The following is a 22,316-nucleotide window of genomic DNA, read 5'->3' on the forward strand; positions in this document are numbered from 1 at the left end:
CGCTACGGAGCCACGACTACGCCGCCGACCGCCGACTGCTCGACAAAGGTGTAGTTGAACGAGAACGGAACCACGCCGTAGATGCCCTGGGTGAAGACCAGGTCGATGAACTCGTCCACCACCTTGATGGGCATCTTGGGCACCACGATGGTGTCCGAGTCGTTCAGCCAGATCTCGTCGGCCGGCGTCGGCTTCTTGCCGTATAGCGCGGCACGCAGGTCGAGCATCGTGGCCAGCAAACGCCAGTCGTCGCCGCGGCGGAACACGACGATCTGCCGGGTGTTGCCGCCTACGGTCCAACTGCCGGCCATGGCGATGGCCTGCATCGCCGTCGTCGGGCCGGTCAAGTCGTAGCGACCCGGCTTGGCCACCTCGCCGAGCACGTAGACATAACGCGGAGCGCGAACGACCAGCACGGGGGTGACTTCCAGACCTTCGACTTCTTGTGCATAGCGATGGTTCAGCTCGCGCTGCACTTCTTCGAGCGTCATGCCTTGCACAAAGGTGTTGCCGATGGCCGGCAACTGGATCGTGCCTTCGGGCGTGACCCGGGCGCGGCGGAATTGACCGCCGCCCAGGCCCTGGCGGCTGTCGACCGTGGCTCGGATGTCTTCCAGCCGGGTGTTGACCTTGATCGGCAACACGGTGATGGCCGGGTCGTTGTAGTACTTGCGGTACTGCTCTTGCAGTTCCTCGCGCAACTGGGCGACGCTGCGCCGCGTGGCCTTCACCTCGTTCAAGATCGGCAGCACGATCGTGCCGTCGGGCTGTACGACCAGCGAACGGTTCAGGTTGGGGTCGGTGAACGACTCGACGCGGATTTCGTCGCCGACGTTCAACTCGTAGGGACGCGAGGTCTCTTCGCGCGTAATCCGGTAGACGACTTCCAGCTCGTCATCGACCCGGAGACGATACTCCGGCACGTGCGCCGTACGCGCGTGGCCGACATATTCGCCCTGGGCGAACGCCTGCCAGAACAAGATCCGCGCCGTCTGCCAATGCAACTCGCCACAGCCGCCGGTGTCCGATGCATCAACGCCGCGAATCGGGTAGGGGGCCGCCGGGCCGAGCGCCTGGCACAGGTTGACCGAACCTCGCAACTCGCGCTCCGGACCGCTGGGCAGAAACAACGCCGGCGAAATTCCCGCCGGTGCCCGCAGGGCGGCGGCCTGCTCGACGGCCAATTGTCCGGGCCGGGCGGCACTGGCGCGGGCCGCCAGGTGTCGGTTCATCTGCGAAACGGCTGCGCCTAGCAGCAGGACGCAAGTGATGAACGTCGGCAGCGGCCAGCCGTCGAGCGCACAAGCGCGCCGCAAGGCATTCGTCCACCGCGCCGCCCGCGAACGGGCCAACATGGAATTCTGCGAGTTGTTCACGAGTGACATCCTGTCTGACGAAAACTCGAGCTCGTGGTGACCGGCGAATAAGGTTTTGGGGCTACTCAGCGCGACCTGGAACTGTTGCCGACGTGCGACGCCTGGGCGGCAGTCGTCGCCGTCGCGCTCGACGGCGAAGGTGCTCCCACTTCGTTGGTCGAGGTCTGCGCGAAAGCTTCGGGGCTCATCCATTGCACTTGAGGATGCAGGCTGATATTGCGCTTGGCCGCCAATTGGCGCTGGTGCTCTTCGCAGGTCTTGGCTTCGAGCTGCGCCAACTTGCCCAGGTCTTGCTCGCCCAGTTGGAAGTGGACGATCGCCAGGTTCTGCCAGGTGGTCGGCTGCGGCGATACCCGGGCACTGTGCAGCAAGGCATCGCGAGCCTGTTCGTAGCGGCCATAACGGGCCAGCAACACGCCCAGCTCGTTGGCAGCCAGTGCGTTGCGCGAGTCGACCATGACGGCCGCCTGATGCAGCACGAGCGCCTTGGGCTCGGCGGCGCGAACCTTCGATTCGGGAATCGCCGCAAACGCGGCGTGCAGCTTGCCGAGGCCGAACAGCGCCATGCTGAAAGCCATCTCGCTGCCGCCGGCGACAGCGAGCTGTTCCTGGGCATAGGTGTAATAACGTTGCCGGGCCTCGAGCGGCCGGAGCCGCGCGGCTTCTTCGGCATTCAGTACCTGCGAGCGGTGCGCCTGGGCGATCAGGCGGACATTCAAGTCGTCTTCGAGGCCTTTGCCGGTCGGCAGGAACTCGTCAGATTCTTCGAGTGCCCGGAGGCCTTCGGACAGTGCGCGGCTGTGCCGGTCGGTGCCTTCATGCACGTCGAGTGCCTCGGCCACGAGTCGCAACGCGATGGTGAACTCGCTTTGGGCCGAGAGAAACGCACGGCGGCCGGCGAGCTGGAAACCGTTGAGCGTGTGCGCGTCGGCGCGTTGCGCGACCATTTCCAGGTCGCGCGACCGGGTCATCGACTCGGGCGAACGCGGATTCTGCCGCGTGAGCAATTCGCCGAAGATCTTCGGCGGGCCGAAGCCCTGGCCCGGCAGGCGCGGCGTGGCCTGGCTGATCGTCGGCAGCGGCGAATGCCCGGCGGCCAGCGGATAGGCGGTCAGCGGCGCGCCACCGGACGGCGCACCCGGCGTGTGCAGCTTGGCCCAACGCTGGTCGCGGGGCGCAGCGGACGGAGCTTCGGCAGGCGCGGTCGACTGCTGCCCGGCCACCTGAGGCTCAGCGGCAGGAGCTACGGGCTGCATTTCCGGCATGCCCTCGACTGGGGTGACCACCGGTGTCGCGTTTTGCGGCGAAGCAACCAGCGGCGCGTTGGCGAGTGGCTGCGAGGCGGTTTGCGCGGCCGTGTCGGGGGCAACGATTGCTGGTTCTTCGGTCTGGACCGGCTCGACACCTGCGATGGCCGGCGGTGCATCGACGACCACCTCGACCACCGGCGTGCTCGTCGAGGGCGACGGGGGAATCGGATGGTGTAGCGAAGGTACGCTCGGCGAATCACCGGCAGTTTCCGACGCGACGCCATCGGTGTCCCCGGCGGCGGTGGCGGCCGATGCATCGATGGCCAGCGGTTCCGAGATTTCGATTTCCGCTTCGCCCGCCTCGACCGGTTCGTTGACCAGCAACGGGGCGTCGCCATAGCCCGGCGCATCGATCACCGCCTCGACCACAGGTGCGCCGGGCGACGGCGCTGGTGACGACGGCGCGGCGGGAGAAGATGCTACGGGCGTCGGCGCAGCGGGCGCCGGAGTTTCGAAAGTGAATTGCCGGCGCCGCGCGTTGGGCGACGGCAGGCGGGCCTCGGAAATCACTTCGGCGGGCGGATCCACGGCGTATTCTGCCTCGTCTGCGACGGGGCTCGGCGGTTCCGGCGCCGGATCGGCGATCGGGGCAGGCGCGGGATCGTACGCGGGTGCCGCGTCGGGCACCGCTTCGACCACGGCTGCCGCCGAGTGCGGCGAAGGCAGCCGGCGATTGTTCGTGCTCGAACTGTCGACACGGCGGGCTCGTGAACGCGCGTGGGGCGAGATGTGAGCGTCGCCTACATACTCGACGACGGGCTCAACGCCGCCGGTCAACACGATCGCCGACGATTCGGTCTGCGAGGCGCGTTGCGACGTGGCGGGCGTGCTCGTGACGGGCGATTGCGCCGGCTCGCCACTCGAAAACCAGCAGGCCGCGGCACCAAACATCGGTGCCAGCCAAATCGCGCGGTGATAACGTCGCTGTTGTTTCATCGTGCTCGACCCGCTCGCTGTCTACTGCTGGCTCGAAACGATAGCTGCTGATCCCTTGAAATCCTCCAAGGCATCGTTGGCAGAATCGACCAGCCGTGCGCAGAGCGTCCAGCAAAAAGCGGTCAGCCAGGCGCGCAGCACGGCGACACGCTAGCAGCAGAACTGGCAGAGTCGCACGAAGTTAACACCGCAGGCGTGCTAGCAGTTGTTGGCTGCACGCTGGCTGGTGGTGTCGAGCGGATAGGCCTCGAAACCTTCCGCTCGTAGGCGCTCGACGAAGCTCAAAGGGCCATGCGTCGCATAGATCACGCGCGGCCGAACTTGCCGCGCCGCTGCTAGCAGTTCCTCGTAATCGGCGTGATCCGACAAGGGCACCGCGTGCTGCGCCTGGTTCCGGTTCCAGGGCATGCCATACGCGGCCCAGCCGGTGACGGCGATGGTCGTCACGCGGCCCAGCCGTGGCATGGCCGCTGTCTTCGGGCCCCAAGGTGGCATGACCACCGCATGCCCCGGGCGGATGTGGCCGGGGTATTCGGCGACGTTGCCCAGATCGACACCGTATTCCTGGTAAATCCTGCTGATGGCAAAGGCCCGCGGATGTTGCAGGACGGGAATCCCTGCCTGGGTGAGGATTGCGGTGACCTCTTGGGCCTTACCCAGCGCGTAGGCCAGCACGACTGGCGTCGTACCGTGCTCGAAGGCGCCTCGGACGAGGCTCAGCAACTGACCGATGGCCTCGTCCCGAGGCGGATGTCGATAGCGCGGGTCGCCATAGGTCGACTCCATCACCAACACGTCGGCCTGCGGCAATTCGGCGGCTTCGGCCGTGAGCGACGGCTGCAATTTGAAGTCACCGGTGTAGAGCAACCGCGTCTGGCCGTCGTCGGCCAGCAGCATGGCCGAACCCAGGCAATGTCCGGCTGGATAGACGGTCAATTGCATGCCGCCCCAGCTCGTCGTCGCGCGATATTCGAGCGGCAGCACCTCGCGCGGACCATAGCGCAGCCGATAGAGCGCACCCGTGGCCGGCGTGCACAGTGCCAGCACGTGCGACGCCATGTGGTCGGCGTGGGCGTGCGAGATAAAGCCTCGCTGCTGGCGGCGCCGGACGTCGAGCCCCAGATCGGCTCGCGTCAACTTCAAGCCGCGGTCGTAGTGAAACACGCGGCCCTCTCCCGGCTCAGCTCGTTGCCAGCAGTTTGCCGGCGGGCGACAGCCCGGCCGCTTTCCAGAGATAGTTCATCGACTCGCCGCACTGCTTGACCAGGGCGGCGCGGTTCTTTTCGGCCATGCCGGACGGGTGCGGAGTGGGGGTGACGGGCCCGTCATAACCGGCCCGCGCCAGCGCGACGAGCACCGCGCACGAATCGTTCGCGTCACCTTCGCCGGCGGCCCGGCGCGCGGTGTGCGGCAGCTCGGACGGCACCGCGTCTTGCGCGGCGCCGGCGACGTACACGTTCACGACTTGCGCCGCGTTGAGCTTGCCCGCCATTTCGGCCACGTCATGCCCGGCGACGTATAGGTCCCAGGTGTCGACCAGCACGCCGATATTCTTGGCGTTGATCATGCCCACCAGCAGAAGCAACTGATCGAACGTGTGAATAAACTCGAAATTCTTGCCGGCCCGCAGGTCGGCCGCGGCCTGAATGCCGACGCCCAGGCGAATGCCATAGCGGTCCAGCAGGGCGGCCAGTTCTTGCAGACGTTGCCGGCAAAACTCGAAATTCGCGTGATAGTGTCGCGCGTCGGAGCCCGGCATCAGCCAGGTAAGGGCGCGCGTACATTGCATCTGCTGGGCGATTTCGGCCAGCTCGGGCAGCCGTTCCAGGTCGCGCTTGTAGGCAGCGTCGTCGTCGCCGCACCAGTCAACCGGCAGGCGGAACGCCGCCACCTTCAGCCGGGCGCTGTCGATCAGCCTGCGGGCATGGGGCAATCCATGCGACTTGACCCGATCGGCGAACTCGACGAGCGGAAGCTCGAATCCTTTGAATCCATTCGAGAGGGCGAACTCGTTGAGTTCGCTTTGGGTAGCCGTCATACCCAGCGCTTCAAGGCTGAGGCAGCGAAACATAGACACTCCGGGACTCTGAACCTGACTTTCAAGTCCCGAATTATGCCAGATTTCTGCCGCTCCACAATGCGTCTGCGCGACGCAGGGCGACGACCCTAGGTCGCGTCGCTCCCTGGTTGACCGCTCGCTTAGCGCAACGTAAACAACAAGCCTCGCATTGTTCGAGGTGCCTAGCCGAGGAATGGCCAAAGCGGCCGGCGGCGGCAACTCGCGACGCACATGTTCACGCCGCGCTGGAGCAAGCGTATGTCGTCCCCCCCGGTCAAGCGGGCCTTGATCAGCGTTAGCGACAAGCAGCAGCTCGCCGATTTTGCCCGCGAGCTGGTCGCCTGCGGTATCGAAATCTACAGCAGCGGCGGCACCTGTGCGCACTTGCGCCAGGCCGGGCTCGACGTGCGCGAGGTGTCCGAGTACACGGGCTTTCCCGAAATGCTCGAAGGCCGCCTCAAGACGCTGCACCCGAAGATTCATGGCGGCATTCTCGCGCGGCACGACATGGCCAGCGACATGACCTCGCTGGCCGAACACGGCATCGTGACTTTCGAGCTGGTCGTGGTGAATTTGTATCCGTTCCAGCAGACCGTGGCCCGCCCCGAGGTAACGCTCGACGAGGCGATCGAGAACATCGACATCGGCGGGCCGACCATGGTGCGTTCGGCCGCCAAGAATCATGCGCACGTCGCGATCGTCACCAGCCCCGAGCAATACTCCGAGGTGCTGGCCGAGATCCAGTTGACGCGTCGCACGACGCCCGAGCTGCGGCGGCGCCTGGCCTTGGCGGCGTTCGAGCACACGGCCCGTTACGACCGCGCCATTGCCGACTTTTTGAGCGGAGCCGGATACGGCGGGCCCGCTGGCGAGGGGGCCGACGACGATGCGGCCCTGGTGCGAGACTTTCCGCGGTCGCTACAGCTCAGCCTGCAACGGACGGCGGTGCTCCGCTATGGCGAGAATCCGCATCAACGCGGCGCGGTCTATGCCGAGACCGGTAGCGGCGGGCTGGTCGCCGCACGGCAGCTCAACGGCAAGGAACTGTCGTATAACAACCTGCTCGATCTCGATAGTGCGTTGGCGATCGTCCGCGGCCTGCCCGGCCCGGCCGTCAGCGTCATCAAGCACAACAATCCGTGCGGTGCCGCGACGGCGGACAACCTGGCCGAGGCTGCCCGCCGCGCAATGGACGCCGATCCGCTGAGCGCCTTTGGCGCCGTGCTGGGGATCAACCGCAAGGTCGACGCCGCCACGGCCGACGTCTTGACGGCGCCGGGCACCTTTATCGAGGCGATCGCCGCGCCGGCTTTTGAAGAGGCCGCGCTCGACATCCTGACCACTCGCCCCAAGTGGAAGGTCAACGTGCGTTTGCTGGCGACGGGGTCCCTTGCCGTGACCGGCGGCTATCGCGAGCTGCGGCGGATCTCCGGAGGATACCTCTGCCAGGACGCCGACGTCGGCTCCGACCCGGAAAGCGAATGGCAGGTGGTGACTGCCCGTCAGCCCTCGCCGCGCGAACGCGACGAGTTGAGCTTTGCCTGGGCCGTGGTTCGGCACGTGAAATCCAACGCCATCGTCGTGACCCACGAGGGCGCGCTGTGCGGCACCGGCGCGGGGCAGATGAGCCGGGTCGATTCCGTCGAAATCGCGCTGCGCAAGGCCGGCGAACAGGCCAAGGGTGCCGTGCTCGGCTCGGACGCGTTTTTTCCCTTTCCCGATTCGATCGATTTGGCCGCCGCGGCGGGCATTCGGGCCATCATCCAGCCGGGCGGCTCGAAGAAAGACGACGAAGTCATTGCCGCCTGCGACCGTTATTCAATCGCGATGGTCTTCACCGGCCGGCGGCACTTCAAGCACTGACGCCACCCGCCAGTGTGAGGATCGGGTTACACACCCCGGGCCGAAAGCGGACTGCGGCAATCGCGACCCTCTCCCCCAAGCTTGGCGGGTGCGGTAAGTTCAAGGGGATTTGCCCCGGCCGTGGGAGCTTGCCTGACGCGCCCGGAGGCAATCAGATTGGTCGGTCCGCATAGAAGCCGTCGGATTTGGCATGACCTCGATTCTCAATGAAATCGTTGCCCAGAAATGGCGCGACATCGAACAGGCCCGGGCCGTGACGCCGCTCGAAGCGCTCAAAGAGCAGGCTGCGGCGGCGCCGCCCGTTCGCGACTTTTTCGGCGCACTGGCCGCACCGGGACCGGTCCGCCTGATTGCCGAGGTGAAACGGGCCAGCCCGTCGCGCGGGCCGATTCGCCCCGATGCCGACCCGGTGCAGGTTGCCAGCACCTATGCGCAGCACGGTGCCAGTTGCATCAGCGTACTGACCGATCAGGTCCATTTTCAGGGCAGCTTCGACGATCTGCGAGCCGTCAGGGCCGCCGTGGGGGTGCCCTTGCTGTGCAAGGATTTCATCGTCGACGTCTACCAGCTCTACCAGGCACGGGCCGCAGGGGCCGACGCGGTATTGTTGATCGCCGAATGCCTCGACGACCAGCGGCTGAGGCTGTTGTACCGCGAGGCACTGATGCTGGGGCTCACGCCGCTGGTCGAATTGTTCGAAGCGGCCAACCTGGCCCGGGTGCTGTCGACCGGCGCGACCCTCGTGGGCATCAACAATCGCGACCTGCGAACGTTTTCGGTCGATTTGGAGCATACCGTGCGGCTCTGTCCGCAGATTCCGGACGAGTGCCTGGTGGTCGGCGAAAGCGGTATTCGGGTTCGGGCCGATGTCGAGCGGCTGGCCGCCGCCGGCGTGAAGGCCATTCTCGTCGGCGAAGCGCTGATGGAAAGCGCCGATATCGGCCGCGCGGTGGAAGAACTGCTCGGGCGCTGATTCCCTAGCAGTGGCGATCCGCGCGACCGGGGGTTGATTCCGCGCGCCGCTGGAACGCGCCTGCCGCTTGTTCTTTTCGCCGACGATTTGCGCTGCCCATCTGCAAGGAGTAATACATCAAGGTCATGCCGCACGCGAGGTAGAGCAGCGTGGCAACGGCGTCCAAGGCAATTCCCTGACGCAGGTAACCGTAGATGCCTGCCAATGCGAGGCAGAAAAAAAGCGTTGCGCCAATGAAGGTCGTCAAGTGAAAAGTCAGTTGGCGCATCGGGTGGGCCTTGTGCAGTGAATGCTTGCTTCCTGCGTGGTCAATCGCGCGATCATGAGTAGTGTCATCTTAGCCGTTTACGCTTTGGTATTCGTGTCGCGGCCGAGGAGATCGGCAATCTTTCGCCCGGTCACCGATAGCGGGAGGTGCGCCAATTCATCCAGGGTCAGCCATCGGGCCGTGTCTCGCGGATCGGCGGCCGTCGCCTCGACCACGGTGAGCGTGATCCGAAACCTGGTGACCTGGTGACGCAGAGTCGTCAACGTGTCGCCGAGGCGGACCTTTTGACCAGTCGCCTGCTTGATGGCCGCGACGAGCTGACGTTTGACCGCCGCGTCGGGCACGGCCGGAAACGGCTCGGGCCAGGGAATGCGGACAAAGTCCCAAAGTCCGGCCCAGCGCTCGCCCGGTTCGCGCTGGCACACGAGCACCCGACGGCCGCGATGGATGACGACGGCGACCTCGTGCACCTGTTCGATCTGCGGCGGCCGCGCCGGCGGCGGAATCTGCTCGACCAGGCCCAGGGCCCGCGCGCGGCACAACGCCGCCACGGGACATTCCTCGCAGCGCGGCCTGCGCGGCGTGCAAATCGTGGCGCCCAGCTCCATTAGCGCCTGATTGAACGCGCCGGCGCCGCGGCGCGGGAGCCAATCGGCGGCGGCCTTCCACAGGTGTTTTTGCCCGGCCGTCGAACGCGGATCGCCCCGGTAGCCCAACAGCCGGCTGTAGACGCGCAGCGTGTTTGCTTCGAGGATCGGTTCGGGCCGATCGAAGGCGATCGACAGGATCGCGCCGGCCGTATAACGCCCGATGCCGGGCAGGCGTCTGACGGCCTCGGCGTCGCTCGGGAACTCGCCGGCATGTTCGGCGACGATCTGCTGTGCGGCGCGGTGCAACTGCCGGGCACGACGATAGTAGCCCAGCCCTTCCCAGTGTCGTAGGACCGCTTGTTCGGGTGCCGCCGCGAGGGTGCCGACATCGGGAAACCGGGCGACGAACCGTTCAAAATAGGGCACCACGGTCGCGACCTGGGTCTGCTGCAGCATGATCTCGCTGATCCAGACGCGATAGGCCGTGGGTTCCTGACGCCAGGGTAGGGCCCGCGCCGCGCGGCCAAACCAAGATTTCAAGCGCCGCTGCAACGCGCGCACGGCGGCGGGCGAATCGAGTTGCACGGACAAATCATGCGGCGCGCGGCGCGAGCGAGTCGAGGAGGCCATCGCCCCAAGCTATAATTCGACGCGATCATGGCCAAGCACAAAAAACACTCGTCGCCGCGCCGGCACGAAAGCGGCAAATCGCAGCGCGGGGGCTACGCGCTGCGCCGGCTCGAGGATCGTTCGGGCTGGATGCTCGTCGCGCCGCGCGACGCACGCCAACGAGCCGAAGACGTCGAAGAAGTCGCCGCGATGCTCGAGGCCGGCGAATGGGAGATCGCCGAGGACGAACTGCGCTGGCTGTTGGGCGACTGCCACGATTTTCTCGACGCCCACGCCTTGCTGGGCGAGATCGCCCTAGAGCGGCAAGATTGGGCACTGGCCCGGGGACATTTCGGCTATGCCTGGGAGCTGGGCCGCGCGGCTCTGTCGGCGGCCGGAGTATCGGGCCTCCTGCCCTATGCGATCGCCGCAAATCAGCCGCTGTTGAACAGCGGCAAGGGACTCGCCTGGTGCCTGCACAAGCAGGGTCATCACCGCCTGGCGCTGGACGTGCTGGCCCAATTGCGCGCGCTGGACCCGACGGACCCGCTGGGCGCGGAATTGCTCGCCGCGGAAATTCGCCGTGCCGCGGAATCGGGGCGCGGCCCGAGCCTGCCGGTCGTCGAGCGCGACTGATCACTGATTGGTGTGCTTGACCTGTCGGCCTGCTCAACCGGCCGTGTGCAGCATTTGCTCGATGAGCTTGGCGATCTCGACAGCACCGTCGACCCAGCGCTGGCCAATCAAGACCAGAATCGCGACGCCCACCGCGACCAGCGCGGTACCGGACACGTTGGGCGTGACGCTCCTGGGCGTCAGCACGTCGGCAAGCCGCGCCTCGAGCGCCTTCCAGCCGTCGAGCGACTGGTGTTCGCCGATCGAAACCAGCGATGTGTTGCGTACGACCGGCACGCTGTCGAGATGAAACTGCACCTGTCGATTGGGGAGCACGTAGGTGTCGCCCACGGTCGTCGCACAGCCATCAAGCTGGCGGGTCACGTCGCCGACTGCCTGCCGGACGATGGCGGTCGGGCAGTTGTAAATGGTCAGCCGGGGCCGCTGCAGCAGGATCAGCAGCGTCGCACCGAGGAAGTACAGGCCCGCGATCATCGCCCAGGCCTTGGCGCCATAGACCGTGGCCGCTGCGCGCGGCAGGAAGAGCTCGATCGGTCCGACGGTCAGCATGCCTGCCAACGCGATGGCCAGCGCACACGATTCGCGCCCCCCGCTGACGACCCACGGCTTCCGCGAAAGATTTAGCAGTCCCACGGCGATCAGGTAAACCGCCAAGGGTCCAAAGGCCAACGCCAAGCGCAAAGGGTCCATCGTCGACTGCTAGGGGTCAAATACCGTGTCGGGAGCGTGCCCGCGCAGCGTACGAGGCCCCCGGCCCCCGGTCAACCGGGCCGGTCGTCGGCTTCTTGCTGCGCCCTGGGGGGCTGCCGCCGCGCGGCCGTTTCGCTCAATTTGGTTCGCAGTTCCTGGCGCAATTGTCGACGGCGGGTCGCGCCTTGACGCATGATCGATCCGGCGTCCCAGCCGGCGAGCACCAACAGGCCGGCCGCTCCGATCGCGACGGCCAGCCAGCACGCTGCGAAAGCCACGGGATATTCCAGCGGCTGCAAGATCAGGCCCACGGCCATCAAGAAGGCCACGACGACCATCAGCAGGTTGGCGATTTCGCGGCTGCCCCGGCGCTCAGAGGATCGTTGCTGACGTTGTACGAGCACCAGGCCCACCAGCAGCACGATCACGGGGAATGCCAGCCAGTAGCCCACGATGCCCTCGCTAGCGGGCCTGCTGGAGCCAGGTGCGCACGACCCAGCCGACCTTGGCCAGGCTGAGCGCCGAGCAGCGTGCCGGCACGTCGTCCTGGGTGTGCCACGGCGGATAGTCGAAGTCGATCACGTCGCAAGTCGGGATCCGGGCGACGTTGCGCAACGGCAGGTGGTCGTCGCGGATTTCATGCTTAGGTCGAGGGACGAACTCGCGCACGCCCAGGTCGGCGGCCGTCTGCCACAGGGCCTCGACCAGCGGCCGCGTATCGCGCCACAGCAGGCTGTTACGCTCTTGATAAATCTGCAGGTCGGCATCGGCGACCATGTCGAGCACAATGCCCCAGCGGTAACGGTAGGGCGGCGGATTCTTGGCATATTGACCGGCGAAGAACTCGGAGCCGAGAAAATAGGGCTGCCGATCGTCGAACACGAATTCTTCGGCATCGACCAGCAGGAAATCGACGCCGAGCTGCCCCGGCCATTTGCGCGATTGAAACTGGCTGAAATCGTGAGCCAGCTCCATCAGCAGCGCCGTGCCGCTGGCCCCGTCGTTGGCGCCGACGAATGTCCCCCGCGGGTTCTGCGGGTCGCGATCGGGGAACGGGCGCGTGTCGTAATGCGCCACGAGCAAGACGCGCTCGCGCGACTGGGGATGCCAGGTCACCAGCAGGTTCGTGCCGATCACGGGCTGTCCGGTCACGGGATGGCGAAACTGAAACGCTTGCCGTGTGATCTGGCCGCCGAGTTTCTGAAAGTGCTCGATGAGCAATTGCTGCTGCCGGGACATGGCCTCGGAACCGGTTGGCCGCGGGCCCAGGGCGCAGAGCTGTTCCAAGTAGCCGTAGGCGCGGCGGCCGTTGAAATCGATGTCTTCCAGTGTCAGCCGCGATTTTTCGCCGGCTTGCCTGCCGCTGTGGCCAGGCTGGGTAAAGAGCAGGTAACCGGCCACCACGCTGCTGACTACGACCACGGCAGCCAGGAACAAGGTCTGTCCGGTAGGTTTACGCATGTCTGCTCCGGCCTGGTCGGGTGTGGCCATTGTACCGCTCCACGCCGTGCAGGGGTTGCTGTCCCGAGTGCCGTTCGAGGCCATTCAACTCGCCTGCCGGGACGGATGGGCCACCCAATCGGACAGGGCCGCGCGAACCAGGGGCCAAACGCGTTCGGGCACCAGTTCGGCCATGCAGTGCATCGTGGGACACGTTCGTACGTAGCTCGCTGCGCAGGCGACCCCCGTGGCGGCGATCCGGTGGCCTGCGCCAAAGGGGCCCGCCCGGCGCGGGCTCGTGCAGGTGAACACTCCAAGAACCGGTGTACTGCATGCTGCCGCCAGGTGCATCGGGCCCGAGTCGTTCGACAGCAACATGTCGGCCAGGTCGCACGCTGCGGCGAGCTGCTTGAGCGTCGTGCGGCCGGCCAAGTCGACAACGTGCCGGGTTTTCAGGTGTTGCCGTACGGCGGCCGTGAGCAGGGTTTCTTCCGGGCCACCGAGGAGCACGATGCTTGCGCCGAATTCGCGTACCGCGCGATCTGCGACTTGGGAAAACGAGGCCGGCGGCCAGCGTTTCGTTTCCCAACGCGCCCCGGGGTGAATCGCCAGCCACGGGCGCGGCAGGCCGTGCAGCAGGTCGACGACCGCGCGCCGGTCGCTATCCGGAATCGAAGGCGCGGTGACGCGCGGCGCACCCTCGCAGCCCAGCGCGGCCGCCAGCAGCCAATAGCGCTCGACAGCAGGCAGGTCGACGTCGGGCACCGCGACGAGATCGGTATAGGCCAGGCTGGCACCTTCGCGGGCATTGGCAAAACCTACCCGGCGGGCCGCGCCCGTCGCCCAGGTCACGGCGCCGCTGCGCAGCAGGCCTTGCACGTCGATGGCCAGGTCGAACCGCCCTGCCCGCAGCTCGCGCCACAATGCGGGAACGCTCGCCCAGGGGCGATCGGCCAGTTGCTGGCGATCGAAAGGCACGATCCCGTCGAGGCCCGGTTGGCCTTCCAGGAGCGGCACCAGGCCGCGGTGGAGCACCCAGGTGATCTTGGCCTGCGGCCAGCGTGCGCGCAGACCGGCCAGCAGGGGCAGAGTCTGCACGACGTCGCCCAGAGCGCTCGGTTTGATCAGGCAGATCCGCTCAGGGCGCAGCTCTGCCAGCGGGGTCTTGCGTGCATCCATGCGAGGCCTCTCGCTTCCGGGCTGGCTTGGGGTCGCCCGGCGGGGCAGTTATAGTAGCCGAGGTGCCCTGGGCCGGGGAACATGACTCTTGCTGGTTCCCGGTCGCCCGCCTGCACCAGCCCACCCGCTTTGCCCCCCCTATTGCCGCCGGAGATGTCTGCATGTGCCGGTTTCGTCACGCGTTGCTGGTTGTCGCCTTCCTGCTCCTAGCTGGGCCGGCCGCCGCCGCGTCGCCGCCGCCGCGCAGCGGACAGGTGAATTTTGAACCCGCGCCGAACGAGGAGATCGTGCCGCCGCACTTTCATCTCGATGCGCACACGTTCGAGTTCCAGCAGAAGTTCCTCGACAGCGTGTCGAAGAAAGTCGAGCTGTCCGAGGTGACGTTCCCCTCGCCGGTGGAGACGCCGCACCCGAACAACAACACCGTCCATTGTGAGTACTTCCGGCCGGTGTCCGAAGGCAAGCATCCGGGCGTGGTGGTGCTGCACATCCTGGGCGGCGATTTCGACCTGGCGCGACTGGTCGCGCGACAGTTGGCATATAACAACGTCGCGGCGTTGTTCCTCAAGCTGCCGTACTATGGCCCGCGCGAACAGCCAGGTTCGGGCGTGCAGATGATCTCGCCCGATCCGCACCAGACGGTCAAAGGCATGACCCAGGCGGTGCTCGACATTCGCCGCGCCGCTGCCTGGCTCGCCGCGCAGCCCGAGATCGACCCGGCGCAGTTGGGGATCACCGGCATCAGCCTCGGCGGCATCACCAGCGCGGTGGCGGCAGCGGGCGAACCCCGATTCGCCAAGGTGGGCCTGATGCTCGCCGGCGGCGACTTCAGCCGCATCGCCTGGGAGTCGGAAGAGACCAAGGCCTTGCGCGAGGGCTGGGAAGCCCAAGGTAAGACCATCGAGGAGCTGGCCGAGGTCATCAAGCCGATCGACCCGGTGACCTTTGCCGCGAACGTGCGCGGCCGCAAGATCCTGATGCTCAACGCGCGGAACGACGAGGTCGTGCCGCCGGCATGCACCGAGGCTCTGTGGGAGGCGTTGGGCAAGCCGGAGATTGTCTGGTGGAATGCCGGGCACTATACCGCCGCGAGATTCGTCTTCGAGGGACTGGCACGGTTGACCCGATTCTTCCAACCCGACGCACCCGGCACGCCGCTGGCACAATAGCCTGCGCGTCGCAGCCGCGCCGGGCATGCCCGCGACGGTAGAATGCAGGCATGCCCGCCAACGAAGCCCAGCCCCGTCTGCCGATCGCGGCCCTGACGCAACCGCCCTCCCCTTGCCTGCCGATGACGCGGGCCGAGATGGAGGCGCGCGGCTGGGACTGGGTCGACGTGGTGTTCGTCACCGGCGACGCGTACGTCGATCATCCGAGCTTCGCCATGGCGCTGTTGGGCCGGCTGCTCGAGGCCGAAGGCTACCGCGTGGGCATGCTCAGCCAGCCCGACTGGCGGTCGTGCGAGCCGTGGCGCACCTTCGGCCAGCCCCGGCTGTTCTTCGCCGTCAGCGCGGGGAACATGGACTCGATGATCAATCACTACACGGCCAACAAGAAGGTTCGTAACGACGACGCCTATAGTCCCGACGGGCGAATCGGCTGCCGGCCCGATCGGGCCACCTTGGCCTACTGCCAACGCGCGCGCGAGGCCTACAAGGGTGTGCCGATCGTCTGCGGCGGGGTCGAGGCCAGCTTGCGGCGCATCGCCCATTACGACTATTGGAGCGATACGGTCCGGCGTGCGATCTTGATGGACTGCAAGGCCGACCTGCTCGTCTTCGGCATGGGCGAAACGCCGATTCTCGAGATCGCCCGGCGACTCAAGGCAGGCAAGCATCTGCGCGAGTTGCGCGGGCTGCGTGGCGTGGCCTATCGCGTGGGCGCGAGCGAAGCGACCCCGCGCGAAGACGAAAAATCCGTCGTCCTGCCGAGCTTCGAAGAAGTCTTGCGCGACAAGCGGGCGTTTGCCGACATGACGCGGCTGGCGCACCACGAGACGAATCCGCACAATGGCCGCCGGCTGCTGCAACAGCACGATCGCGAATGGATCGTCGTCAACCCACCCTCGCTCCCTTTGGACCAGGCGACGATGGATCGCGTGTATGGGCTTCCCTACACGCGCCGTCCGCACCCGGTATATGGCCAGGCGCGGATCCCGGCCTTTGAGGTCGTGCGGCATTCGGTGCAGATCATGCGCGGCTGTTTCGGCGGCTGCACATTCTGCTCGATCACGGCGCACGAGGGGCGGATCATTCAAAGCCGTTCGCAGGAATCAGTGCTCGGCGAGATTCGCCGCATGAGCGAAGATCCCGAGTTCTCCGGCACGGTGAGCGATATCGGCGGGCCCACGGCCAATATGTACCAGATGCGCTGCACCCGTCCCGAGGTCGAGGCGGTGTGTCGGCGGTTGAGCTGCGTGCACCCCAAGATCTGCAAGCTGTTGGGCACCGATCATGGTCCGCTCGTGCAGCTCATGCGGCGGGCGCGCAAGGAACCAGGCGTGAAGCAGGTGCTCGTGGCGTCGGGCATTCGCATGGACCTCGCCCGCCGCGACCCGGCCTATTTGGACGAGCTGGTGCGGCATCACGTCGGCGGCTATCTGAAGGTCGCGCCCGAGCACACCGATCCGGAGGTGCTGCGGCTGATGAAGAAGCCGGACGCGGAGGATTTCCAACAGTTCGATCGGCAGTTCAAGGCCGCCTCGGCCCGCGCTGGCAAGAAGCAGTACCTGGTGCCCTATTACATCGCCAGCCATCCGGGCAGCGATTTGCGGGCGATGATCGACCTGGCCGTGTTTCTCAAACGGCACAATTACAAGCCCGACCAGGTGCAAGATTTCATCCCCAGCCCGTTCGATATCGCGGCCTGCATGTATCACACGGGCCTGGACCCGATGACCATGCAGCCCGTCGAGACGGCAAAGCACCTGCGCGATCGCAAACAGCAGCGGGCCTTGCTGCAATTCTTCAAACCGGAGAATTACTTCGAGGTTCGCCAGGCGCTTGAGCGCGCCGGCCGTCAGGATTTGATTGGCTCGGGCTGCGATTGCCTGATTCCTGCCCGACCGCCGGCCGAGGCCTTGAATAAGCGGCGCGCACAGGCGAACAAGCGGCTGAAGAAATCGCAGCGCAAGCCGGCCAAGGACGCGGCGCCGGGGTATCGCCCGGGCCGAAAATCGGCGCAGCGCCGGCCGCGGCAATCGACCGACTGACGCCCGATGCACTACTTCGCCGAGCAGCAATACGAGCTCATCGACTTCGGCGCCGGTCGCAAGCTCGAGCGATTTGGCGGCGTCGTTGTCGATCGGCCTTGTCCAGCGGCAGACCAGGCGCCGCGCGCATGTCCGCAGCGCTGGTGCGATGCCGTTGGCCACTTCGATCGCACGGCCGGCGCAGGCTGGCAATGGCAGAGCGCTTCGCCGGACGCCTGGAGCCTGTGCTTTGCGGTCGATCAGGGCACCAGTGTGGAAACTGTCGCGGTCGAGTTGCGCGCCACCGATGCGGGGCAGGTCGGTTTTTTCCCCGAGCAAGCCGGCAACTGGTTGAGCATTTCCCAGTACGCGGCCGTCGTCCGGCGGCCGGCGCGTGTGTTGAACCTGTTCGCCTATACCGGGGCCAGCACGCTGGTGGTGGCGGCCTGCGGCGCCGAGGTGACGCACGTCGACGCGGCCCGCGGCGCGGTGACCTGGGCGCGCGCGAACGCACAGCGTTCGGGGCTGGCCGCGGCTCCGATTCGCTGGATCGTCGACGATGCCCGGGCGTACGTCGCGCGGGAACGCCGCCGCGGGCGGAGTTACGACCTTGTGATCCTCGATCCGCCGAGCTACGGTCATGGCGCCGGCGGCGCGGCCTGGCAGCTCGTGCGCGATCTGCCCGATCTGCTGGCCGGCTGCTGGGCACTGCTGGCCGCTTCGCCGCAGCCGGCCATGCTGGCCAGTTGTCACACGCAGGGGTTCACCGCGCGCGATCTGGCCGCGTGGATTCAACCTGGGGCGCCGCGAACCGCGCGGCTGCGTGCCGTCGATCTGGAGTTGGTGACCAGCGACGGTCGAAGGTTGCCGAGCGGCGTGGCGGTGCGCTGCATCTGTACACCCAGCGGCGGTTGAATAGCGATCGTTCGAGGGTTTGCATGTCGCCGCTTCCTGTGATCACGAGCCTGCAGAATCCACGGATCAAGCAGGCCGCGCGCCTTCGCGAAGGGCGACATCGGCAAAAGCAGCGCCGCATCCTGATCGACGGGCGCCGCGAGCTGGATCGAGCGCTCGACGCGGGTATCGAGGTCGTCGAGGCGTTTGTCGTCGACGACGAGGACCTGGCGCCGCTGATCGAGCGGACCGTGCGTTGCGGCGCCGACGTCTGCCAGGTGACGCCGTCCGTATTCGAGCGGTTGGCCTATGGCAGCCGCCACGAGGGGATCGTCGCCGTGGCCCTTGCCCCGGCACGTTCGCTCGAGGCATGGGGCGAGTTTCCCAACGATCGCCAGACCGTCGTCGCTGTGCTCGTGGGGCTCGAGAAACCCGGCAACGTCGGGGCGATCCTGCGAACGGCCGACGGGGCGGGCCTGTCCGGAGTGATCATCGCCGACGGGGCCACGGATCTGTTCAATCCGAACACGATTCGGGCCAGCCTCGGTACGGTCTTTTCGCTGCCCGTGGCCGCGGCCACGGGCACGGCGGTGATCGACTGGCTGCGGCAACGCGGTATCCGCTGCCTGGTGACGCGCCCCGATGCCGACGTGTGTTACACGAAGGCGCGGTTAACCGGCCCCTTGGCCCTGGTGCTGGGTGCCGAAAGCACGGGGCTGCCGGCCGCATGGGACGCACTGGCGGCCGAGGCGATTTCGCTGCCGATGCTCGGAGCGGCCGACAGTCTCAATGTTTCCGCCGCCGCCGCAGTGCTGTTCTACGAATCGCTGCGCCAGCGCACGGCGGCCGAGGCCGCCGGGTCTTGAACGAGCGGGCCGAAGAATTCGAGCAAGGTAAACTTTTTTTCCAAATCGCCGTAGACACACTGCGGCTCGCGTCTCTATGCTACGGCGTGTGCGCATGGCTTCAGAGTCGCTCGACTGGAGTGCATGTGGTACGGGTGCGGGGGTTTTCGACGACTACTCCGGTTTGCTGGCAGTTCTTGCCTGTGCGCCGGTCGTTTGGCCATCGACTTCCTTGTCTGCATGTCCGAAGAGTTCCTCGAGCGGTTCTGCCGTTTGCGGCTGAGCGTACTTCGTCGGGTTGAGTCTGTGGTTGCGTTCGCTCACGTCGCGCGATTCTGCGGCACGGTGTCGAGGACGACATTCTTCCTCGAAACCGCCTCCGAAGGATTGTCGAAACTCCGCGCTGCCTGCTGGACGGTGCGGATGTTCGTAGGGCACGCCGGCCCCGCGCGGCTCCCGTCGCACGCTTGGTCCGCCTGGCAGTCTGCCGGGTTCGAGCACTGTTGTTTTTGTCAGTGAATTGTCAGTCAGAAGGAAGTTCGTGATGGGTAGAAGAATCTACGTGGGAAATCTTGCCTGGTCCGTGGCGTCTGCGGACCTTCAACAACTTTTTGGGCAGTACGGGAACGTGCGCACGGCTGAGGTGGTCTCCGACCGCCAAACGGGTCAATCGCGCGGTTTCGGCTTCGTCGAAATGGAATCGAACGAAGCGACCGATGAAGCGATTCGCGCCCTGAACGGCCAGCAGTTCCAGGGCCGTCCGCTGACGGTCAATGAAGCCCAGCCCAAGGCACCGCGTGCCGGTGGCGGCGGCTACGGTGGCGGCGGCGGTGGTGGCGGTTATGGTGGCGGCGGCGGCGGTGGCGGCCGCGGCGGCTACGGTGGCGGCGGTGGTGGCGGCCGCGGTGGCTACGGCGGTGGTGGCGGCCGGCGCGGCTAATTCCGCGAGCGACCTGCCCACCACGTTCGGCTGCGCTGCGAATAGGTCGACGCAGCCCAGCTTGATCCAGCAACAACAAACTGCGGCCCGGTGCGAAGTGCTACGCTTCACGCCGGGCCGCGTTGTTTTTCTGTGCTCGATGTCGTTCTCGCCGCTCGCTGGGGCGAACTATTTCTTGTCGTTCTTGCCCAAATGCGCGGCGAAAAAACTCATCGCCTCGCGATGGGTCCGCTCGCGCTCGGCGCCGCCCCAGCCGTGGCCGGCGCCCAGGATCAATTCAAGCCGTCCTTCGACCTTCGATTTCGACAGTGCGTTGGCCATCCAGACCGCCTGATCGTGCGGCACCAAAGGGTCCTTCGTGCCTTGCAACAAGAGCATCGGGGCGTCGCCGGCATTGACGTAGGTCAGCGGCGAGGCCTGCCGCAGAGTTTCTGTCTGCTCGGCCGGGTTGCCCCCGACGAAGTTCTTCAAGATCAGCCGCACCGCGGGCAGGTTGAAGTCGGCCGCCCCGGCCAGCTTGTCGATGTCGCTCTCAGGCACCGTCAGGTCGGTCGGGCCGAAATAGCTGACGACGCATTGCACCTTGCTGGATTGATCTGCCCAGCCCCCCTCGCCCTCGAGGCCGTCGCTGGTGTCCATGCAACCCAGGAGCATCGAAAGGTGTGCCCCGGCCGAATGACCCATTGCGCCGATCCGCGCCGGATCGACGTGCAAATCGGCCGCATGAGCGCGAATCCAGCGGACGGCACACTTACAGTCTTCGATCTGCGCCGGCCACTTGTACTTCGGTGCCAGTCGATAGCCGACACTCACCACGACGTAGCCCTCGCCGGCACAATCTTGCAGCAGCTCGCGGTAGACGCGCTTGTTGCCGCTTTGCCAGCCGCCGCCGTGGATCAATACCAGGCACGGAAGCGGACCTTTCGGGTCGGCCGGTTGGCAGAGGTCGAGCACCAGCGGTTCGTCACCCCCTTTGCCGTACTCGACGTCGGACTTGACCTCGGCGCTGATGTCGCCGGCCAGCGCCGTGGCCGCCATCGCGCAGAGTCCGATTGCCCCTAACCAGCCGATTTTCAGGCGTCGCATGTCGCAATTTCCCATAAACGGTTGCACACTCGCCATCGAGCCAAGTGCGTCATCATAATTGGCCGCCAGCGACGGGGCGAATCTCGAAATGTCCGGAGGAGAACATGCCAGGATTGCGCAGCGGGGTAACCGTGCTGATTGCCGTGTGCATGGGGGCGCACTCGCGGGCCGAAGAACCGCAACAGTTGTTGCTCTACGTGGCCGCGCCGGGTGTCCGCAACTACACGGAATGGGGCGGGGCGGGCCTGGTCGTGTTCGATGTGCGCGACGGCTACCGTTTTGTCCGCCGCATTGAAACGCCCGCTAGCCGGCGCGAGGAACCTGAGAACATCAAGGGGATTTGCGCGCACGCGGCTTCTCAGAGCCTGTATTTCACGACGCTGACGCGACTGTACCGCGTCGATCTGGCAACCGATGCGACGCTCTACGAGCGTGAGCTGCCCGGCGGGTGCGATCGGTTGAACATCACGCCCGACGGCAAGTGGCTGTATGTGCCTTCGCTCGAGCGCGAGCATTGGCATGTCGTCGACGCGGCCACCGGCAATGTCTCGACGCGCCTGGTGACGAATAGCCAGGCCCACAACACGATCTGCTCGCTCGACGGGCGCTGGGCCTACCTGGCGGGGCGCGGTTCGCCGGTCTTGGCGATTGCCGACGTCGCGACGCAATCGCTGGCCCGGTCTTGTGGTCCGTTTAGCGACAAGATCCGCCCGTTCACGGTCAACGGCCGCGGCACGCTGGTTTATGTGACGGTCGACAACCTGCTGGGGTTCGAGCTGGGCGATCTGACGGCCGGCAAGCCCTTGGCCCGCGTCGAAGTGCAGGGCTTCAAGCTTGGCAAACCCGCGCGTCACGGCTGCCCGAGCCACGGCATCGCGTTGAGCCCGGACGAGCGCGAGATTTGGGTTTGCGACGCGGTGAACCGCCGGCTGCACGTGTTCGACGCGACGCAGTCGCCACCGCGGCAAGGCGCGAGTATCGCCCTGCGCGAAGAGCCCGGCTGGGTCAGTTTCAGCCTGGATGGGCGGCGAGTTTACGCCTCGACGGGCGAAGTCATCGACGCGGCGACCAAACAGGTCGTCGCGGCGCTCGCCGACGAGCAAGGCCGGCAGGTGCACAGCGAAAAGCTGTTGGAAATCGCCTTTGAAGGCCGGCGAGCCGTGGCCGCGGCCAACCAATTCGGTGTGGGCCAGGTCACCAAATAGCCGCTGTGCGACGCGACCAGCTGCCCGGGACGGCCAACTGCGGGAGACAGGACTTGAACCTGCACGATATTGCTATCACCAGGCCCTCAACCTGGCGCGTCTGCCAATTCCGCCACTCCCGCGCGGAGCCGCCGTCTGGGGGCCCTTGGGTTGTGCGTTCCCCGGGGATGCCGGGGGGACTCACGGGCCGAACCATGAAGTCTAAGCCCTGCCGGGGCATCGTCAAG

20 protein-coding genes and 1 tRNA gene are annotated in these 22,316 nt (G+C 66.3%); 9 read left to right on the forward strand and 12 right to left on the reverse strand.

The annotated features are described in order from the left end of the window. Nucleotides 1-2 precede the first annotated feature (2 nt). The 4 genes from K1X74_06515 to K1X74_06530 form a co-directional block, all read right to left on the reverse strand. A complete protein-coding gene (locus tag K1X74_06515) occupies nucleotides 3-1,232 on the reverse strand; it encodes a polysaccharide biosynthesis/export family protein (GenBank protein ID MBX7165985.1) in 1,230 nt (409 codons plus the stop codon). Between the two features lie 209 nt (nucleotides 1,233-1,441). Then, nucleotides 1,442-3,622, reverse strand: a complete 2,181-nt coding sequence (locus K1X74_06520) for a hypothetical protein (protein ID MBX7165986.1) — start codon at nucleotides 3,620-3,622, stop codon at nucleotides 1,442-1,444. Between the two features lie 198 nt (nucleotides 3,623-3,820). Beyond that, on the reverse strand, nucleotides 3,821-4,786 hold the full coding sequence (locus K1X74_06525) for an MBL fold metallo-hydrolase (protein MBX7165987.1): 966 nt from the start codon (nucleotides 4,784-4,786) through the stop codon (nucleotides 3,821-3,823). A gap of 16 nt (nucleotides 4,787-4,802) precedes the next feature. Beyond that, nucleotides 4,803-5,693 (reverse strand): sugar phosphate isomerase/epimerase, encoded by an 891-nt coding sequence (locus K1X74_06530; protein MBX7165988.1) that lies wholly within the window; start codon nucleotides 5,691-5,693, stop codon nucleotides 4,803-4,805. Nucleotides 5,694-5,939: 246 nt separating this feature from the next. On the opposite strand from K1X74_06530, the gene purH reads away from it, so the two are divergent. After that, nucleotides 5,940-7,544: a bifunctional phosphoribosylaminoimidazolecarboxamide formyltransferase/IMP cyclohydrolase gene (gene purH, locus K1X74_06535; GenBank protein MBX7165989.1), complete on the forward strand. Its 1,605-nt coding sequence runs from the start codon at nucleotides 5,940-5,942 to the stop codon at nucleotides 7,542-7,544. Nucleotides 7,545-7,734: 190 nt separating this feature from the next. Next, nucleotides 7,735-8,517, forward strand: coding sequence for an indole-3-glycerol phosphate synthase TrpC (gene trpC / locus K1X74_06540; GenBank protein ID MBX7165990.1), 783 nt, complete (start codon nucleotides 7,735-7,737; stop codon nucleotides 8,515-8,517). A gap of 4 nt (nucleotides 8,518-8,521) precedes the next feature. Here trpC and K1X74_06545 read toward each other — a convergent pair whose 3' ends face one another. Continuing rightward, a complete protein-coding gene (locus tag K1X74_06545) occupies nucleotides 8,522-8,785 on the reverse strand; it encodes a hypothetical protein (protein MBX7165991.1) in 264 nt (87 codons plus the stop codon). A 77-nt stretch (nucleotides 8,786-8,862) separates the two neighbouring features. Next, on the reverse strand, nucleotides 8,863-9,927 hold the full coding sequence (gene mutY, locus K1X74_06550; protein ID MBX7165992.1) for an A/G-specific adenine glycosylase: 1,065 nt from the start codon (nucleotides 9,925-9,927) through the stop codon (nucleotides 8,863-8,865). A gap of 105 nt (nucleotides 9,928-10,032) precedes the next feature. Here mutY and K1X74_06555 point away from each other — a divergent pair, with 105 nt between their 5' ends. Then, nucleotides 10,033-10,620 carry a hypothetical protein gene (locus K1X74_06555; GenBank protein ID MBX7165993.1) on the forward strand — a complete coding sequence of 196 codons (588 nt, stop codon included), beginning with the start codon at nucleotides 10,033-10,035 and terminating at the stop codon, nucleotides 10,618-10,620. A gap of 33 nt (nucleotides 10,621-10,653) precedes the next feature. On the opposite strand, the gene K1X74_06560 is transcribed toward K1X74_06555, so the two are convergent. The 4 genes from K1X74_06560 to K1X74_06575 all read right to left on the reverse strand — a co-directional run bounded on the left by K1X74_06560 (nucleotide 10,654) and on the right by K1X74_06575 (nucleotide 13,929). Then, complete coding sequence (locus K1X74_06560; GenBank protein MBX7165994.1) at nucleotides 10,654-11,310, reverse strand: hypothetical protein; 657 nt, start codon at nucleotides 11,308-11,310, stop codon at nucleotides 10,654-10,656. A gap of 71 nt (nucleotides 11,311-11,381) precedes the next feature. After that, complete coding sequence (locus K1X74_06565) at nucleotides 11,382-11,762, reverse strand: hypothetical protein (protein MBX7165995.1); 381 nt, start codon at nucleotides 11,760-11,762, stop codon at nucleotides 11,382-11,384. 10 nt (nucleotides 11,763-11,772) lie between these two features. Then, a complete protein-coding gene (locus tag K1X74_06570; GenBank protein MBX7165996.1) occupies nucleotides 11,773-12,771 on the reverse strand; it encodes a M28 family peptidase in 999 nt (332 codons plus the stop codon). 84 nt (nucleotides 12,772-12,855) lie between these two features. Beyond that, complete coding sequence (locus K1X74_06575; protein MBX7165997.1) at nucleotides 12,856-13,929, reverse strand: glycosyltransferase family 9 protein; 1,074 nt, start codon at nucleotides 13,927-13,929, stop codon at nucleotides 12,856-12,858. A 161-nt stretch (nucleotides 13,930-14,090) separates the two neighbouring features. Between K1X74_06575 and K1X74_06580 the strand changes: the two genes are divergently transcribed. From K1X74_06580 to K1X74_06600, 5 genes are all read left to right on the forward strand, one after another. Next, nucleotides 14,091-15,098, forward strand: a complete 1,008-nt coding sequence (locus K1X74_06580) for an alpha/beta hydrolase family protein (protein ID MBX7165998.1) — start codon at nucleotides 14,091-14,093, stop codon at nucleotides 15,096-15,098. A gap of 50 nt (nucleotides 15,099-15,148) precedes the next feature. Then, complete coding sequence (locus K1X74_06585) at nucleotides 15,149-17,140, forward strand: YgiQ family radical SAM protein (protein ID MBX7165999.1); 1,992 nt, start codon at nucleotides 15,149-15,151, stop codon at nucleotides 17,138-17,140. Nucleotides 17,141-17,146: 6 nt separating this feature from the next. Next, nucleotides 17,147-18,034, forward strand: a complete 888-nt coding sequence (locus tag K1X74_06590) for a class I SAM-dependent methyltransferase (GenBank protein ID MBX7166000.1) — start codon at nucleotides 17,147-17,149, stop codon at nucleotides 18,032-18,034. A 23-nt stretch (nucleotides 18,035-18,057) separates the two neighbouring features. Beyond that, on the forward strand, nucleotides 18,058-18,879 hold the full coding sequence (locus K1X74_06595) for a hypothetical protein (GenBank protein ID MBX7166001.1): 822 nt from the start codon (nucleotides 18,058-18,060) through the stop codon (nucleotides 18,877-18,879). Between the two features lie 523 nt (nucleotides 18,880-19,402). Continuing rightward, the gene (locus K1X74_06600) at nucleotides 19,403-19,798 is read left to right on the forward strand and encodes an RNA-binding protein (GenBank protein ID MBX7166002.1); all 396 of its coding nucleotides are present in this window, start codon (nucleotides 19,403-19,405) and stop codon (nucleotides 19,796-19,798) included. 168 nt (nucleotides 19,799-19,966) lie between these two features. On the opposite strand, the gene K1X74_06605 is transcribed toward K1X74_06600, so the two are convergent. Next, complete coding sequence (locus tag K1X74_06605; GenBank protein MBX7166003.1) at nucleotides 19,967-20,884, reverse strand: alpha/beta hydrolase; 918 nt, start codon at nucleotides 20,882-20,884, stop codon at nucleotides 19,967-19,969. A gap of 104 nt (nucleotides 20,885-20,988) precedes the next feature. Between K1X74_06605 and K1X74_06610 the strand changes: the two genes are divergently transcribed. Next, nucleotides 20,989-22,089: a hypothetical protein gene (locus K1X74_06610; GenBank protein ID MBX7166004.1), complete on the forward strand. Its 1,101-nt coding sequence runs from the start codon at nucleotides 20,989-20,991 to the stop codon at nucleotides 22,087-22,089. A 38-nt stretch (nucleotides 22,090-22,127) separates the two neighbouring features. On the opposite strand, the gene K1X74_06615 is transcribed toward K1X74_06610, so the two are convergent. Beyond that, nucleotides 22,128-22,211, reverse strand: a tRNA-Leu gene (locus K1X74_06615). Nucleotides 22,212-22,316: the final 105 nt, after the last annotated feature.

Source organism: Pirellulales bacterium, assembly GCA_019694435.1.
Taxonomy (GTDB): domain Bacteria; phylum Planctomycetota; class Planctomycetia; order Pirellulales; family JAEUIK01; genus JAIBBZ01.